Origin of the sequence: Serratia sp. KG1D (assembly GCF_037150675.1) — a bacterium.
Taxonomy (GTDB): domain Bacteria; phylum Pseudomonadota; class Gammaproteobacteria; order Enterobacterales; family Enterobacteriaceae; genus Serratia; species Serratia nematodiphila.
Window position 1 is genome coordinate 34,418 of sequence record NZ_JBAGIH010000005.1, and the last position, 14,578, is coordinate 48,995.

Annotated in this window: 13 protein-coding genes; 3 read left to right on the plus strand and 10 right to left on the minus strand. The window is 61.9% G+C overall.

Annotated features, from left to right (window positions below; genetic code table 11):
• Window positions 1-3 precede the first annotated feature (3 nt).
• The 7 genes from ugpB to WFM45_RS20985 form a co-directional block, all read right to left on the minus strand.
• A complete protein-coding gene (ugpB, locus tag WFM45_RS20955) occupies window positions 4-1,323 on the minus strand; it encodes a sn-glycerol-3-phosphate ABC transporter substrate-binding protein UgpB (protein WP_004934396.1) in 1,320 nt (439 codons plus the stop codon).
• A 187-nt stretch (window positions 1,324-1,510) separates the two neighbouring features.
• Window positions 1,511-2,698, minus strand: a complete 1,188-nt coding sequence (locus WFM45_RS20960; protein ID WP_164123529.1) for an aminotransferase-like domain-containing protein — start codon at window positions 2,696-2,698, stop codon at window positions 1,511-1,513.
• Between the two features lie 44 nt (window positions 2,699-2,742).
• A complete protein-coding gene (gene livF / locus WFM45_RS20965; RefSeq protein ID WP_085058463.1) occupies window positions 2,743-3,444 on the minus strand; it encodes a high-affinity branched-chain amino acid ABC transporter ATP-binding protein LivF in 702 nt (233 codons plus the stop codon).
• 1 nt (window position 3,445) lies between these two features.
• Window positions 3,446-4,216, minus strand: a complete 771-nt coding sequence (gene livG, locus WFM45_RS20970; protein ID WP_336957156.1) for a high-affinity branched-chain amino acid ABC transporter ATP-binding protein LivG — start codon at window positions 4,214-4,216, stop codon at window positions 3,446-3,448.
• Complete coding sequence (locus WFM45_RS20975; protein WP_004934385.1) at window positions 4,213-5,496, minus strand: high-affinity branched-chain amino acid ABC transporter permease LivM; 1,284 nt, start codon at window positions 5,494-5,496, stop codon at window positions 4,213-4,215. Before WFM45_RS20975 ends, livG begins: the two co-directional genes overlap by 4 nt.
• Window positions 5,493-6,419, minus strand: a complete 927-nt coding sequence (gene livH / locus WFM45_RS20980; protein ID WP_015376290.1) for a high-affinity branched-chain amino acid ABC transporter permease LivH — start codon at window positions 6,417-6,419, stop codon at window positions 5,493-5,495. The genes WFM45_RS20975 and livH overlap by 4 nt, the downstream gene beginning before the upstream one ends.
• Window positions 6,420-6,536: 117 nt before the next feature.
• The gene (locus tag WFM45_RS20985) at window positions 6,537-7,652 is read right to left on the minus strand and encodes a branched-chain amino acid ABC transporter substrate-binding protein (protein ID WP_015376289.1); all 1,116 of its coding nucleotides are present in this window, start codon (window positions 7,650-7,652) and stop codon (window positions 6,537-6,539) included.
• 405 nt (window positions 7,653-8,057) lie between these two features.
• Here WFM45_RS20985 and panM point away from each other — a divergent pair, with 405 nt between their 5' ends.
• From panM to WFM45_RS21000, 3 genes are read left to right on the plus strand one after another with little or no spacing between them, the layout of a single operon-like run.
• Window positions 8,058-8,450, plus strand: a complete 393-nt coding sequence (gene panM / locus WFM45_RS20990) for an aspartate 1-decarboxylase autocleavage activator PanM (RefSeq protein ID WP_004934355.1) — start codon at window positions 8,058-8,060, stop codon at window positions 8,448-8,450.
• A complete protein-coding gene (locus WFM45_RS20995; RefSeq protein ID WP_033631506.1) occupies window positions 8,447-9,664 on the plus strand; it encodes a DUF3142 domain-containing protein in 1,218 nt (405 codons plus the stop codon). Before panM ends, WFM45_RS20995 begins: the two co-directional genes overlap by 4 nt.
• A gap of 43 nt (window positions 9,665-9,707) precedes the next feature.
• Window positions 9,708-11,720 (plus strand): hypothetical protein, encoded by a 2,013-nt coding sequence (locus tag WFM45_RS21000; protein WP_443005964.1) that lies wholly within the window; start codon window positions 9,708-9,710, stop codon window positions 11,718-11,720.
• A gap of 64 nt (window positions 11,721-11,784) precedes the next feature.
• Here the strand turns inward: WFM45_RS21000 and rpoH are convergent, their stop codons facing one another.
• The 3 genes from rpoH to ftsE form a co-directional block, all read right to left on the minus strand.
• Window positions 11,785-12,642: an RNA polymerase sigma factor RpoH gene (rpoH, locus tag WFM45_RS21005; RefSeq protein ID WP_004934345.1), complete on the minus strand. Its 858-nt coding sequence runs from the start codon at window positions 12,640-12,642 to the stop codon at window positions 11,785-11,787.
• A 317-nt stretch (window positions 12,643-12,959) separates the two neighbouring features.
• Complete coding sequence (ftsX, locus tag WFM45_RS21010; protein WP_336957160.1) at window positions 12,960-13,913, minus strand: permease-like cell division protein FtsX; 954 nt, start codon at window positions 13,911-13,913, stop codon at window positions 12,960-12,962.
• Window positions 13,903-14,574 carry a cell division ATP-binding protein FtsE gene (gene ftsE, locus WFM45_RS21015; protein ID WP_004934337.1) on the minus strand — a complete coding sequence of 224 codons (672 nt, stop codon included), beginning with the start codon at window positions 14,572-14,574 and terminating at the stop codon, window positions 13,903-13,905. The genes ftsX and ftsE overlap by 11 nt, the downstream gene beginning before the upstream one ends.
• Window positions 14,575-14,578: the final 4 nt, after the last annotated feature.

Sequence of the window (14,578 nt, forward strand, 5' to 3'; positions counted from 1 at the left end):
GGGTTATTTGGTTGATGCTTCGAAGCGACGCAGCAGTACGTCACCGCGCTGCACGGCCGCGTCCAACGCCTGCTGAGGCGTTTTCTTGCCGGTCCACACGCCTTCCAGCTCCTCATCCACCACGCTGCGGATCTGCGGCATGTTGCCCAGGCGCAGGCCCTTGGTGAACGGCAACGGCGGCTTGTTCAGCATCTGGCGAGTGGCGACGTCGGCGCCCGGGTTCTTGTCATAGAAGCCCTGCTGCTTGGTCAGGTCGTAAGCCGCGGTGGTGATCGGCAGATAGCCGGTCTTCTGGTGCCATTCGGCGGCGATTTCCGGCTGCGCCAGGTACTGCAGGAATTCGGCTACGCCCTTGTAGGTGGCGGCGTCTTTGCCGTTCATCACCCACAGGCTGGCCCCGCCAATGATGGCGTTCTGCGGCGCGTTTTTCGCGTCGGCATCGTACGGCATCATGCCGACGCCGTAGTTGAATTTGGCGTAGTGCTTGATGTCCGCCAGCGAACCGGAAGAGGCGGTGGTGATGGCGCAATCGCCGTTGTAGAACTTCTCGGTGGATTCGTCTTTGCGGCCGAAGTAGGTGAAATCACCCTTCTTGTTCATCGCTTCGAGCAGCGCGATATGCTTGACCTGCAGCGGTTGGTTGAACTCCAGCTTGGCACTGGTGCCGCCGAAACCGTTGTTTTCACTGGCGAACGGCACGCCGTGCCAGGCGCTGAAGTTCTCCAGTTGGATCCAACCTTGCCAGCCGCTGGCGTAACCGCACTTCATGCCGGCTTCGCGCAGCTTGGCGGTATCCGCCGCCAGTTCCTGCCAGGTTTTCGGCGGTTGATCCGGGTTCAGGCCGGCCTTTTTGAAGGCGTCTTTGTTGTAGTACAGCACCGGCGTGGAGCTGTTGAACGGCTGCGACAGCAGATGCCCGCTCTTGTTGTCGGTGTAATAGCCGGCCACCGTCGGCACGAACACCGATTCGTCGAAGTTGATACCGGCCTCTTTAAACACTTCGTAGACCGGCTTGATGGCTTTGCTGGCCATCATGGTGGCGGTGCCCACTTCGTAAACCTGCAAGATCGCCGGCGCCTTGCCGGAGCGGTAAGCGGCGATACCCGCCGCCAGGCTCTGTTCGTAGTTGCCTTTATAAACCGGTACAATCTTGACGTCGCTGTGCGACTGGTTGAAGCGATCCGCCAGAGAGTCCACTTCTTTACCCAGTTCGCCTTCCATCGAATGCCAGAACGGGATTTCTGTCGCCGCCAGCGCCTGGGCGCTGACCGCCAGGGTCAATGCGACGCACAGCGTGGTTTTGCGAATAGCGTAGGTGAGCATGCCTAACTCCTGAAAAAGCTGGTGTAAAAGCGCGTGAGCGAAAAGAATCAGTTTTTTGTTCGGAAGCTAACATGCCATGCGCGGATGACAGAAAAATAACCGTTAGATGACAGCCACATGACGGCAAGGTGAAGTGAAGATGGCGGTTTGATGTCGGCGGCGGGCATCGGCTCCGCCGCCGCGAGGCTTACAGCGAACGGCGCAGGCGCGCGACCGCTTCTTGCATCTGCTGCTCGGTGGCGGTGGCGAACGACAGGCGGAAGGTCGAACGATCCGGGTTGTCGGAGAAGAAGTATTCCCCCGGCACGAACACCACGCCCTGCTGCAGCGTGGTGTTCAGCCATTCGGTGGCGTTGAACGGCTGGCGGAAACGCGCCCACAGGAACATGCCGCCCTTCGGTTTATCGAAGGTGATGTAGTCGCCCAGCTCCTGCTCCACCAAACCGGCCAGGATCTCGCCCTTCAGTTTGTAGGCGGCGCGGATCTTGTCGATCTGAGCCGGCAGGCGATCCAGGCCGAGATAGCATTCGACGATGCTCTGCGACAGGGCGCTGGCGTGCAGATCCGCCGCCTGTTTGATGATCGCCACTTTATGCAGCAGGAACGGCGGCAGGATCGCCCATCCCAGGCGCAGGCCCGGCGCCAGGATCTTGGAGAAGGTCGAGGTATAGATGATGTGGTCGGTATTGCCCAGCACCCGCTGCGACACCTGATGCAGCGTCGGGTGGCGCTCTTCGGTGAAACGCAGCTCGCCGTACGGATCGTCTTCGATGATCAGGAAGTTATGTTCGGCGGCCAGCTTCACCAGCAGTTCGCGGCGCGCGGCGCTGAGGGTGATGCCGCTCGGGTTGCCGAAGTTCGGCACCACGTACACGCCCTTGATACGCTGGGTTTTCAGCAGCTCGGCCAGCTCTTCCACCACCATGCCGTCGCTGTCGGACGAGACCGACATGATGTTGGCTTCCGCCAGTTCCAGCGTTTGCAGCGCCGCCAGGTAGGTCGGGCGCTCCACCACGAACACGTCGCCCGGGTTGACGATGGCGCGCATCACCAAATCCAGTGCCTGCTGAGAACCGGCGGTGACCATCACCTCTTCCGCGCGCGCGGTGACGCCGCGCTCGGCGCACAGCGCGCAAATGCGCTCACGTAGCAGCGGGCTGCCCTCGGTCAGGCCATACTGGAACGCGCTTTTCGGCTGTTCGGTGATCGCCTGCTGGGTGGCAATGCTCAATCCTTCGAAATCGAACAGCGCATCAGAGGGGATGCCGCCCGCCAGCGAAATGACGTGTTCCATCTTGCTGTGCTTAAGCAATTCACGGATGGCCGAACTTTTTACGTTAACGATGCGCTGCGCGAGTAACCCTTCTGTCTTCATTTCTTCTTCTCGTACCTGATTATTTTAATTCGTAGGGGGGCGGATTAACCGCCCAGATACGCCGACCTCACTGCTTCGTTGGCTAACAATGCAGCCCCCGTATCTTCCAACACCACGCGGCCGTTTTCCAGCACATAACCGCGGTCCGCCAATTTCAGCGCCTGATTGGCGTTTTGCTCCACCAGGAAGATGGTCATGCCCTCTTCCCGCAGTTGCTGAATGATGTCGAAAATCTGCTGGATGATGATGGGCGCCAGCCCAAGCGAAGGTTCGTCGAGCAGCAGCAGCTTCGGCTGGCTCATCAGCGCGCGGCCGATGGCCAGCATTTGCTGTTCGCCGCCGGACATGGTGCCGGCGCGCTGGTTTCGGCGCTCCAGCAGGCGCGGGAACAGCGTGAACACCCGTTCGATGCGCTGTTGATACTGCTGGCGATCGGCGAAGAAGCCGCCCATCGCCAGGTTTTCTTCCACCGTCATGCGCGAGAAGACGCGCCGCCCTTCCGGTACGATCGCCACCGCTTCACGCATGATGCGCGAGGTTTGCCACTGGGTGATGTCCTGGCCCTGAAAGACGATGCTGCCTTCGCTGGCGCGCGGTTCGCCGCACAGGGTGCCGAGCAGCGTGGTTTTACCGGCGCCGTTGGCGCCGATTAACGTCACGATTTCGCCCTGACTTATCGTGAGACTGACCTGATGCAGCGCCTGAATTTTGCCGTAATGGGCGGATACCTGATTGAATGACAACATATTATTCTTCGCCCAAATAAGCCCGGATCACGTCCGGGTTGTTACGGATCTCCGCCGGTGTGCCCTGCGCCAGCGGCGTGCCCTGATTCACCACGTAAATGCGATCGGAAATGCCCATCACCAGCTTCATGTCGTGCTCGATCAGCAGCACCGAGACCTTATGCCGATCGCGCAGCTCGACGATCAGATGATCCAGCTCGTCGGTCTCTTTCGGGTTGAGGCCGGCGGCCGGTTCGTCCAGCATCAGCAGCTCCGGCCGGGTCACCATGCAGCGGGCGATCTCCAGCCGACGCTGCTGCCCGTAGGCCAGGTTGCCCGCCGAACGGTTGGCCATCGATAGCAGGCCGACGCGCTCCAGCCACTCCGCCGCGCGCGCCAGCGCTCCGGCTTCGGCGCGGCGGAAGGCCGGGGTTTTCAGCAACCCGGCGAACACGCCGCTTTTCAGGTGCTGATGCTGCGCCACCAGCAGGTTCTCAATCACCGTCATTTCACGGAACAGCCGCACATGCTGGAAGGTGCGCACCACGCCCATACGGGCAATGGCCTGCCCCGCCAGCCCTTCCAGATGGCGATCGCGCAATTTGATGGTGCCGCCGCTCGGACGGTAAAAACCGGTCAGGCAGTTGAATACCGTGGTTTTACCGGCGCCGTTGGGGCCGATCAGCGACACGATTTCGCCTTCATTGAGCGTCAACGCCACATTGTTGACCGCCAGCAACCCGCCGAAACGCATCGACAGGCCTTCCACCTGAAGTAAAGGTTGAACGCTCATGCCTGTTCCCCCTTGCCCGCGTGAATGTCCGCCGCCTGCAGCTTCAGCTGCGGCCGTTTCATCGGCAACAGCCCCTGCGGCCGCCAAATCATCATCAGCACCATCAGCGCACCCAGCAGCAACATGCTGTATTCATTCAGATCGCGCATCAGCTCGCGCGACACCACCAGCAGGATCGCCGCCAGAATGACCGCGAACTGCGAGCCCATGCCCCCCAACACCACGATCGCCAATACGAAGGCCGACTCGACGAAGGTGAAGGATTCCGGGCTGACGAAACCCTGGCGCGCGGCGAACAGCGTGCCGGCAAACCCGGCGAAGGCGGCGCTGATGGTAAAGGCGGTCAGCTTGATGCGCGTCGGGCTGAGGCCCAGCGAGCGGCAGGCGATCTCGTCTTCACGCAGCGCTTCCCAGGCGCGCCCGAGCGGCATGCGCAGCAGGCGGTTGATGACGAACAGCGTCAGCACCACCAGCAGCAGCGCCACCAGGTACAGGAACACGATGCGATCGCTCGGATCGTATTTCAGGCCGAAGAAGTTATGGAAGGTATCCCAACCGCCGTCGCGCACGCTGCGGTTGAACTCCAGGCCGAAAAAGGTCGGTTTCGGGATCTGGCTGATGCCGTTCGGCCCGCCGGTGATCTCGGTATTGTTCAGCAGCAGGATGCGCACGATCTCGCCGAAGCCGAGCGTCACGATCGCCAGATAGTCGCCGCGCAGCCGCAGCACCGGGAAACCGAGCAGGAAGCCGAAGGCGGCGGTGACGATACCCGCCAGCGGCAGGCTCTCCCAAAATCCGAAACCGTAATAGTGATTCAGCAGCGCGTAGGTGTAGGCGCCGATAGCATAGAAACCGCCGTAGCCGAGCACCAGCAGACCGGACAAACCCACCACCACGTTGAGGCCGAGGCCCAGCATCACGTAGATCAGCGTCAGGGTGGCGATATCCACCGTGCCGCGCGACACCAGGAACGGCCAGGCGACCGCCGCGACGATGAGCAGAGCCGCCAGCAGCTTTTGCCGCGGCGTGGTGCCGTCGAAGCTCGGCAGCACGAACGCCGGGCCGGAGACCTTTTTCAGGCCCTGCAGCAGCAGCGGGCGCAACAGCTGGAAGAAAAAGACGATGACGCAGCCGATGCCGATCCACATCCAGCGCACTTCCGCCGCGCCGTGCACCACCAGTTTGGTGCCGTCCAGGCTGAGCTGCATGCCCATCAGGAACGACGCCATCACGAACAGCACCGCCGTGGCGATCAGCGCATTAAGCAGATTGAGTTTCATACTTTCTCAACCTCCGGACGCCCAAGAATGCCGGTCGGCATGATCAGCAGCACCACGATCAGCAACGCGAACGACACCACGTCTTTGTATTCGGTGCTCAAATAAGCGGAGGTCAGCGCTTCCGCCACGCCCAGCACCAGGCCGCCGATCATCGCGCCGGGAATGCTGCCGATGCCGCCCAGGACCGCAGCGGTAAAGGCTTTCATACCGGCCATAAAGCCGATGTAAGGGTTGATGACGCCGTAGAACTGGCCGAGCAACACCCCGGCCACCGCCGCCATCACCGCACCAATGACGAAAGTCAGCGAGATCACCCGGTCGGTGTTGATGCCCAGCAGGCTGGCCATCTTCAGATCTTCCGCGCAGGCGCGGCAGGCGCGGCCCATGCGTGAATAGCGGATAAACAGCGTCAGCGCCAGCATCGCCAGGAAGGTCACGAGCCAGATGGTCAGCTGCATGGTGCTGATGGTGGCGGCGAAGCCGTTGCTTTCCCCCAGCACCCACTGGCCGGTCACCAGGCTGGGCAGCGCCAGATCGCGCGAACCCTGCGTCAGGCTGACGTAGTTTTGCAGGAATATCGACATGCCGATGGCCGAGATCAGCGCAATCAGGCGCTTGGAGTTGCGCACCGGTTTGTAGGCCACCCGCTCGATACTCCAGCCGTAGGCGCTGGCGATGACGATCGAGACCAGGAACGCGGCGCCGATCAGCAACCAGCCGACGTCGATGCCGAGCATCATCAGGGCGGCGATAACGATAAAGGAGACATAGCTGCCGATCATGTACACCTCGCCGTGGGCGAAGTTGATCATGCCGATGATGCCGTAAACCATGGTGTAACCGATGGCGATCAATGCATAGGTGCTGCCCAACGTTAAGCCGTTGAACATCTGCTGCAGAAAATAGAGGAGCTGCTCTGACATACTCTGAACCCTTGGCTGCGAAACCCGCCGGCGGAGAACCGGCGGGTAAAGGGAGACGGGGCCGGCAAGCCGACCCGCCGGGCGCAGCGGGCTGCGCCCCACCCTAATCATTATGGCTTATTTGATCGGTGTGGACGTGCCGTTGGCATGCCATTCGAACACGCCGAACTCGAAGCCTTTCAGATCGCCCTTGTCATCCCAGCTCAGCGGCCCCATCACGGTGTCCACCGGCTTGCCGGTTTTCAGATCCTTGACGATGTCCGCCGGCTCCTGGCTGCCGCTGCGCTCCATCCCGGTGGTCAGCGACTGCAGCGCGGCATAGGTGGTCCAGACGAACGGGCCGGTCGGATCCAGCTTCTTGGCCTTCAGCGCATCGACGATCGGCTGGTTGGCGGGCACCTGATCGTAGCGTTTCGGCAGCGTCACCAGCATGCCTTCCGAGGCGGCGCCGGCGATGTTGGACAGCGAGGAGTTGCCCACGCCTTCCGGCCCCATGAAGCGGGTGGTCAACCCGGCCTGTTTGGCCTGACGCAGGATCTGGCCCATTTCCGGGTAGTAACCGCCGAAATACACGAAATCGATATTCTCTTTCTTCAGGCGCGCCACCAGGGTGGAGAAGTCTTTGTCGCCGGCGGTGATGCCTTCGAACATCGCCACTTCGGTACCCTGTTTTTTCAGGCTGTCGCGCACCGAGCGCGCCAGGCCTTCGCCGTATTGCTGCTTATCGTGCACCACGGCGATGCGCTTCGGCTTGATGTCGCTGAGGATGTATTTGGCGGCGGTCGGGCCCTGATCCGAATCCAGACCGGTGGTGCGCAGGATCATCTTGTAGCCGCGAGTGGTCAGATCGGCGTTGGTGGCCGCCGGGGTAATCATGATCACGCCTTCGTCTTCATAGATATCGGACGCCGGCTGGGTGGAAGAGGAACACAGGTGGCCAATCACGTAGCGAATGCCGTCGTTGATCACCTTGTTGGCGACCGCAACCGCCTGTTTCGGATCGCAGGCGTCGTCGTATTCCACGCCGACCAGCTTGTCGCCCTTGATGCCGCCCTTGGCGTTGATATCGGCAATCGCCTGGCGCGCGCCGGTAAACTCCATGTCGCCATACTGCGCGACCGGGCCGGACATCGCCCCGACGATCGCCACCTTGATGTCTTTCGCCATAGCCGCCTGGCTCATGGCCATCGCAATGCAACCCGCCAGCAGTGCCTTACCTGTTGTTAATTTCATCCGCAAATCCCCATCTGTCGTTGTGAACGTACCTGTTGTGTTTGCCTGCGCCCGATCGTTATTGACCGCTTTTGTTATAAGTAATAATGATTTAGGCGCTTTGTTGGCATTATTTTCTAATAAGACTTTATTTTTCATGCCATTAAACAGGAATTTTCTGCTGCAAATCAACTTCATCAGGCAGAAACAAGCGGTGTAAACAGGATAAAATTCGAATTAAATCTGCGCCGTTTACCTTGAGGCGTAGCGCGTTGTGCTGGTTAACAATCCCTTTACTAACTATTTACTCGGAAAATGCCCCGTGCAAAAAACATATTGCACAGTAATCGTACAGAAAAACTTACACAACGCTCTGCGCAAGATCTATTACACTGTCGGCATCATTTAGCTGCGCGGAAATTCTGCATGAAACTGACCATCGAGCGCCTGACCGCGCTGTCCCCGCAAGACCTTATCGATCTCGGTAAAATTTGGCCGCATCAGCAGCCGGAACAGTGGCAGAGCTGGTTGAGCGGCGGCAAGGCGCTGTTTGCCGCCCGCTTCAACGAGCGTCTGCTGGGCGCGGTGAAAATTGCGCTGCAGGATGACCGCGCCGAGCTGCAGGACTTGCTGGTGCGCGAAGTGACGCGCCGCCGCGGCGTCGGTCTTTACCTGGTGCAGGATGCGCAGCGTCAGCTGCCGCAGGTCGCTCACTGGCAGCTGTCGACCGCCGGCCTGGCGCCGCGCGAACGCGGGGAAGTCGATAACTTCATGCGCGCCTGCGGCTTCGCACCGCAGGGCGATCTCTGGCAAAAATGAAACGCCGGTTGGCGGCGCTGGTCTTGATTGCGCTGGGGCTGGCGGCCGCGTTCCTCGGGCGCCAGCAGGCGCTGCGCCTGGCCTCAGACTGGGATCAGCAGGTTTATGTCTGGCAGCGGGTCTGGACGCCGCAGCACGCCGATGCGCTGGCGCACAGCCGCGATCTGTTCGCCGGGCTGCGGGTGCTGGCGCTGCAGGTGCATCCACGCGAGGGCTGGCGAGAAATCCCGGCCGATCTCAGCCTGCTGAAGCAGGACGGCCGCCCGCTCTGGCTGGTAGCACGCCTCGACGGCCAGCTGCCGCAGCTGGACCAAGAAGCCATTATCCAGCGTCTGCTGGCGCTCGCCCAGCGCTGGCAGGCGGCCGGGCTGCCCGTCACCGGCGTCGAGATCGATCATGACGCCGCCACGGCCCGCCTGCCGGACTACCAACGCTTTCTGCAGCGGCTGCGCCAACGGCTGCCCGCCGCTTTGCAACTCGGCATCACCGCCCTGCCCGCCTGGATCGGTTCACCCGGCCTGCCCGGCGTACTGCAACAGGCCGACAGTTCCGTCCTGCAGGTGCATGCGGTGCTCTCGCCGCAGCAGGGGCTGTTTGACGGCTCCTTAGCGCTACGCTGGGTGCGGCAGTACGCCGCCGTCACACCGAAGCCGTTTCGCGTCGCGCTGCCGGCCTACGGCATGGCGCTGCTGGGGTTTGATGCACAGGGCGCGCAGGTGGAGAGCGAATCCTCGCTGCGCATGGCGGGCAACGGCCGCGAACTGACGGTCGCGCCGCAGCAGATCGCCGATTTTCTGCAAACGCTGGCGCAGCAAACGCCGCCCCGGCTGCGCGGCATTATCTGGTTCCGCTTGCCGCTGGCGGACGATCGGCGCGCCTGGTCGCTCGCCACGCTGCGAGCGGTGATCGAACGGCGGCCGCTGAATGTCGACTGGCAGGTAAAATTTAGGCCTCAGCCACAGCAAAACGGGCTGTATGATCTGATAATTCATAACAACGGGCCGGTGGACGCCCCGCTGCCGCAAGAAGTCATCATCCGCGCCGACGACTGCCTGGCGGCGGACGCGGTCGGCAACTACCGGCTGGAATCCGCACCGCAACGGCAACGCTTTATTCGCATCAGCGGCGATCAGCTGCGCGCCGGGCAATCCCGGCCGCTGGGCTGGCTGCGCTGCCAACAACTGACGCCAGGAGGCACCCTTGTCACACCTTGATACGCGCGCGGCACGGAACACCCGCCGCCTTCTTCCGCTGGCCATGCTGATCGGCGCCGCACTGCCGCTGGGCGGCTATGCCTGCGGCCCGGATTTTCCTAACCGGCTGCTGATCGATCGCAACGGCACCCTGCTGTATATGCCGGAGGGCAATTTCGCCTTCGAAGCCGGCCGGCTGGTGCCGGCGGACAGTCAGTTGCCGCACTGGCAGGCCCCGCCGCCGCCGATGCCGCCGAAACCGATGCCGCAATCGCCGGAAACGATAGCGATCGGCAAAATGCGCGCCGCCAAAACGGTGGAAGAGGCTGACGCCGTCAATACGCAAGGGTTGTCCAACGCTGCGCGTCTCTATCAACTGGGCGCCGTGGCTTTCGCCAGCCACGATCCGCGCGCCGCAGACTATTTCCAGCAGGTGCTGAAGCTACCGGCCGCCGAGCAGGGCGACTGGGGACTGCGGGCGCAGTATTCGCTTGGCCGCGTCCTGATGGCTGACCACGGTACACCGGTGAATGAATCCGGTGAAGCGGTTCCCGCCGCCGAGCATCCGCCTAAAGCCGAACTTGAACAGGCGCTGACGGCATTCCAGCAGGTGATCGATCGGGTGAAAAACGGCGCCACCGATCCCGATCAGCTGGCGCTGAGCAGCCTTGGGCAGCAGGCGCGCATCCACCTGTGGCTGGGTGACGTCGCCCCCGCCGCCCACCTGTACGCACAGCAGGCGGCGCAGGGCGATCCGAGCGGCGGGCAGTCGCTGCAGTACGTCTCCAGCCTCCTGGTCAACCCCGACCATTTGGACACGCTGAAACAGATTATCGGCGATCCGTTGATCCAGCAGTTGGTGACCATTGAGCTGTTCGCGCGCAGCGGCAACCTGCAAATGGCGGATACCGACGGCAACGGCCGCTCCGCCCAGATCATCAGCCAGATCCTGACGCTGCTGGACGGCTCAGTGAAAAGCGGCTTCGCCGGCAGCGATCGGCTGGCGGCGTTGGCTTACCGTTCGGGGCAGTACCCGATGGCGGCGAGCCTGCTGAAAAACGCCGGCGACAGCGGCCTGGCGTGGTGGCTGCGCGCGAAAATGGCGCTGCGCGACGGCGACGTGAAAGCCGCCACCGCCGCCTACGCCAAGGCGGCAAGCGCGTTCCCCGCCGACGAAAGCTGGGGCGAGCAACGCAACGCCGACTTTGTTGCGGAAACCATCGTGCCCGAATGCCGGGTGGCCGGCGAACAGGCCATCCTGGCGCTGAACCGCGGCGACTATCTGCAGGCGATGGACCTGCTGTATCGCGGCAAAGCGCTCTACTGGGCCGACGTGGCCGACGTGGCGGAGCGGGTGCTGACCGTCGATGAGTTGAAAGGTTTTGTCGATAAGCACGCCCCGGCGCCGACGACGCCGCTCAAGCCGGTTAATCCGGACGACTACGGCGGCCAGCAGATCACGCCGGAGGTGCAGCTGCGCGAACTGCTGGCGCGGCGGCTGATGCGCGCCGGACGAGCGCCGGAGGCGCTGGCCTACTTCGATATCCCCAACTACCGGCAGGCGGCGCAGCAGTACGCCGACGAGCTGAAGGCCGCCAAGGACAAATCCGCCGCACCGCTGGCGCGCGCGCAGGCTTACTATCGCGCCGCCAACCTGCTGCGCGCCCAGGGGCTGGAGTTTACCGGGTATGAGATGACGCCGGATTACGCCATCTATGGCGCCGGCTATTCCTATCTGGGGGATGCGTTCGATACTCGCGAGCTGAAGCATAAAAGCTGGATCGACAGCGCAGAAGCGGCGCGCGCCAAGGCGGCGCTACCGGAGGAAGACAACCGTTTCCTGCACTATCGCTGGCAGGCGGTGGGGCTGGCGCAACAGGCGGCCGATCTGCTGCCGCCGAAGAGCCAGGCCTATGCCGCCGTGCTGTGTAACGCCGCCAGCTGGGTTATCAAGCGCGATGCCAAAACCGGCCGGGCGCTTTATCAGCGCTACATCAACACTGGCACCCGCTACCCGTGGGCGGCGAAATTCGGCTACGACTGCCCGGCGCCAGACTTTGCCGCCGTGGCGCCATAGCGCCGAATTTCAGGCACTAAAAAGCCCGGCTTGCCGGGCTTTTTTTATCGAATCTCGCATCGACTCAGGCTTCGATCGCCATTTTCAGTTTCTTCATGGCGTTCTTTTCCAGCTGGCGCACGCGTTCGGCGGAAACGCCGTACTGATCGGCCAGCTCCTGCAGCGTCGACTTGTTGTCGTCGTCCAGCCAACGGGCGCGAATGATATGCTGGCTGCGCTCGTCCAGACCTTCCAGCGCATAGGCCAGTTTGTCTGCGGCGTTGCTTTCCCAGTTATCTTCCTCGATGCCTTCGGCGAAGTCCGAGCTCTTGTCCTGCAGGTACAGCACCGGCGCCATCGACTGGCCGTCGCGGGCCTCGTCGTCCGGAGTCGGATCGAACGTCATGTCCTGCGCCGCCATGCGCGATTCCATCTCGCGCACGTCTTTGCTGGTTACGCCCAGCTCACGGGCCACCAGTTCCACTTCGTCCTGGTTGAACCAGCCCAAACGCTGTTTGGTTTTGCGCAGGTTAAAGAACAGCTTGCGCTGCGCTTTGGTGGTCGCCACTTTCACGATGCGCCAGTTGCGCAATACGTACTCGTGGATTTCCGCCTTAATCCAATGCACCGCAAAGGAAACCAGACGCACGCCGACTTCAGGGTTGAAGCGGCGAACGGCTTTCATCAGGCCGATATTGCCTTCCTGAATCAGATCCGCCTGCGGCAGACCATAGCCTGAATAGTTGCGGGCAATATGAGCGACAAAGCGCAGGTGAGACAGGATGAGCTGCTTAGCGGCATCCAGATCGCCCTGATAATGCAGCCGTTCAGCCAGCTCCCGCTCTTCCTCTGCCGTCAGCATCGGATAGGCGTTGGCTGCCCGGATATAGGCTTCCAAGCTACCTTGGGGTACTAAGGCTAAAGTTTGCATTTCTTTGGTCATTCAAACCCTCTCTATGAGAATACAAAATCATGCAGGTGATTATTACAGCGGGGAAATGATTGATTCTACGGCAGTTGCTGAAGCAAAAGCGGTTCCACACGCCGGGCACCTTAACATTTGCTGCAATTTTTGACCGTATTCCGCCCCAGAAGTTCACCCTTTTTTGCAAGCATTGTTGCTGACAATACGTGACGAAGGTGCAGGCCGATAGGGAATTTGTGCGCTAAGAAGAGAGGGATGGTGCTGACTTCGCTTGAGGTCACTCTTCTCCCGCAACGCGATCAAAAGCAGCAGGAGAAGAGTATACCAAAAAAATCTTACTGTGGTGTAAATCGGCGTAAATGTTGCACCGTCGCCAGCCAGGCGGCGATCCAGCCGATCATCGCGGAGATGATCAGCAGCAGCAGCGCCTCATCCCAGCCCAGCCCGTGCAGGGTGAAGGTGGTGCCGAACACCTTGGCCACGCCGGCGACCACCGACTCCAGCTGCCACACCAGCGCCCCGGACAGCACCAGCGACAGCAGCGCGCCGGCAAAGCCCAGCATCGCCCCGCCGTTGAGGAACGGCCGCAGGATAAAACCGTCGGTGGCGCCGATCAGTTTCATCACGTTGATGGTGTCGCGGCGGCTGAAGATGCTCAGACGCACGCTGTTGCCAATCACCAGGAACACCGCCACGATCATCAGCACGCCGATGATCGTGGCGATCTGGCCCGCCAGCCCGGTCAGCGCCGCCAGGCGGGCAAACCAGCTGTCATCCATACGCACTTCTTCCACGCCCTGCACCGCCGCCACGCGATCGCGCAGGGTGTTGAGGGTGTCCGAACTCTGGAAGCTCAGCTTCGGCGTGACGATCGCCACCGCCGGCAGCGGGTTCTCTTCCAGCATGTCCAGCGCGCCGCCAAAGCCCGACCAGTTGCGGAACTCGCCGCGCGCTTCTTCACGCGACAGGTAGTTCACCTTCTCCACGCCGGCTTCCGCCTTGATGGCGTCGAGCACTTTCAGCGCGGCGTCGTCATCGAGCGATTTATCCAGATAGACGGTCAGCTGCGGCGTTGGATACCACTGGCTGGCCGCGGTGCTGACGTTTTTCCACACGATGTAGCACACGCTCGGCAGCGTCAGGGAAATAGCGATCACCATCACCGTCAGCAGCGTCGCCAACGGCTGACGCAGCATGTCTTTGATGGCGTTCATCCAGGCGTAACGCCACTGTTCGCGCCAGCCGCCGCGCAGCGCCTTGCTCTTGGCGGTTTTTGCGTTATTGGCCATGGTGAGCGCCTCCTTGCATGCGGCCCTGGCTCAGCGTCAGGATGCGGTAATTGCGGCGGGCGATAAGCCCGGTGTCGTGCGTCGCCATCAGAACGGTCACGCCGACGCGGTTGAATTCTTCAAACAGGCGCAAAATGCCTTCCGACAGCGCATCGTCCAGGTTACCGGTCGGTTCATCCGCCAGCAGCACCGCCGGCTTGTTCACCACCGCACGGGCGATGCCCACGCGCTGCTGCTCACCGCCGGACAGCTGAATCGGGAAGTTCTTCGCTTTATCCAGCAGACCGACCTTGTCCAGCGCGGCGGAGACGCGGCGACGGATGTCTTCGGTGCTGGCGCCGGCGATGATCAGCGGCATCGCCACGTTGTCATACACCGTGCGATCCAGCAGCAGGTGGTGATCCTGGAAGATCATGCCGATCTGCCGGCGCAGGAACGGCACCTCGCGGTTTTTCAAACGGCTGATGTCGTGGCCGCCAAACCAGATGTGGCCGGCGCTGGGCCGTTCGATACCGCAAATCAGTTTCAGCAGGGTACTTTTCCCCGCGCCGGAATGGCCGGTCAGAAACGCCATTTCCGCCGGGCGCAGATGGAAATCAACCCCCTGCAGCGCTTGCCGTCCGCCCAGATAAGCTTTACTGACCTGTTCAAAGCGAATCATCCGT

What these genes read in the sequence shown, in the direction of transcription:
- WFM45_RS20985 (WP_015376289.1), bottom strand. Translation starts at nt 7,652, where the DNA reads ATGAAATTAACAACAGGTAAGGCACTGCTGGCGGGTTGCATTGCGATG.
- WFM45_RS21000 (WP_443005964.1), top strand. Translation starts at nt 9,708, where the DNA reads ATGCTGATCGGCGCCGCACTGCCGCTGGGCGGCTATGCCTGCGGCCCG.
- WFM45_RS20960 (WP_164123529.1), bottom strand. Translation starts at nt 2,698, where the DNA reads ATGAAGACAGAAGGGTTACTCGCGCAGCGCATCGTTAACGTAAAAAGT.
- rpoH (WP_004934345.1), bottom strand. Translation starts at nt 12,642, where the DNA reads ATGACCAAAGAAATGCAAACTTTAGCCTTAGTACCCCAAGGTAGCTTG.
- WFM45_RS20995 (WP_033631506.1), top strand. Translation starts at nt 8,447, where the DNA reads ATGAAACGCCGGTTGGCGGCGCTGGTCTTGATTGCGCTGGGGCTGGCG.
- livF (WP_085058463.1), bottom strand. Translation starts at nt 3,444, where the DNA reads ATGTTGTCATTCAATCAGGTATCCGCCCATTACGGCAAAATTCAGGCG.
- ugpB (WP_004934396.1), bottom strand. Translation starts at nt 1,323, where the DNA reads ATGCTCACCTACGCTATTCGCAAAACCACGCTGTGCGTCGCATTGACC.
- panM (WP_004934355.1), top strand. Translation starts at nt 8,058, where the DNA reads ATGAAACTGACCATCGAGCGCCTGACCGCGCTGTCCCCGCAAGACCTT.
- livH (WP_015376290.1), bottom strand. Translation starts at nt 6,419, where the DNA reads ATGTCAGAGCAGCTCCTCTATTTTCTGCAGCAGATGTTCAACGGCTTA.
- ftsE (WP_004934337.1), bottom strand. Translation starts at nt 14,574, where the DNA reads ATGATTCGCTTTGAACAGGTCAGTAAAGCTTATCTGGGCGGACGGCAA.
- ftsX (WP_336957160.1), bottom strand. Translation starts at nt 13,913, where the DNA reads ATGGCCAATAACGCAAAAACCGCCAAGAGCAAGGCGCTGCGCGGCGGC.
- WFM45_RS20975 (WP_004934385.1), bottom strand. Translation starts at nt 5,496, where the DNA reads ATGAAACTCAATCTGCTTAATGCGCTGATCGCCACGGCGGTGCTGTTC.
- livG (WP_336957156.1), bottom strand. Translation starts at nt 4,216, where the DNA reads ATGAGCGTTCAACCTTTACTTCAGGTGGAAGGCCTGTCGATGCGTTTC.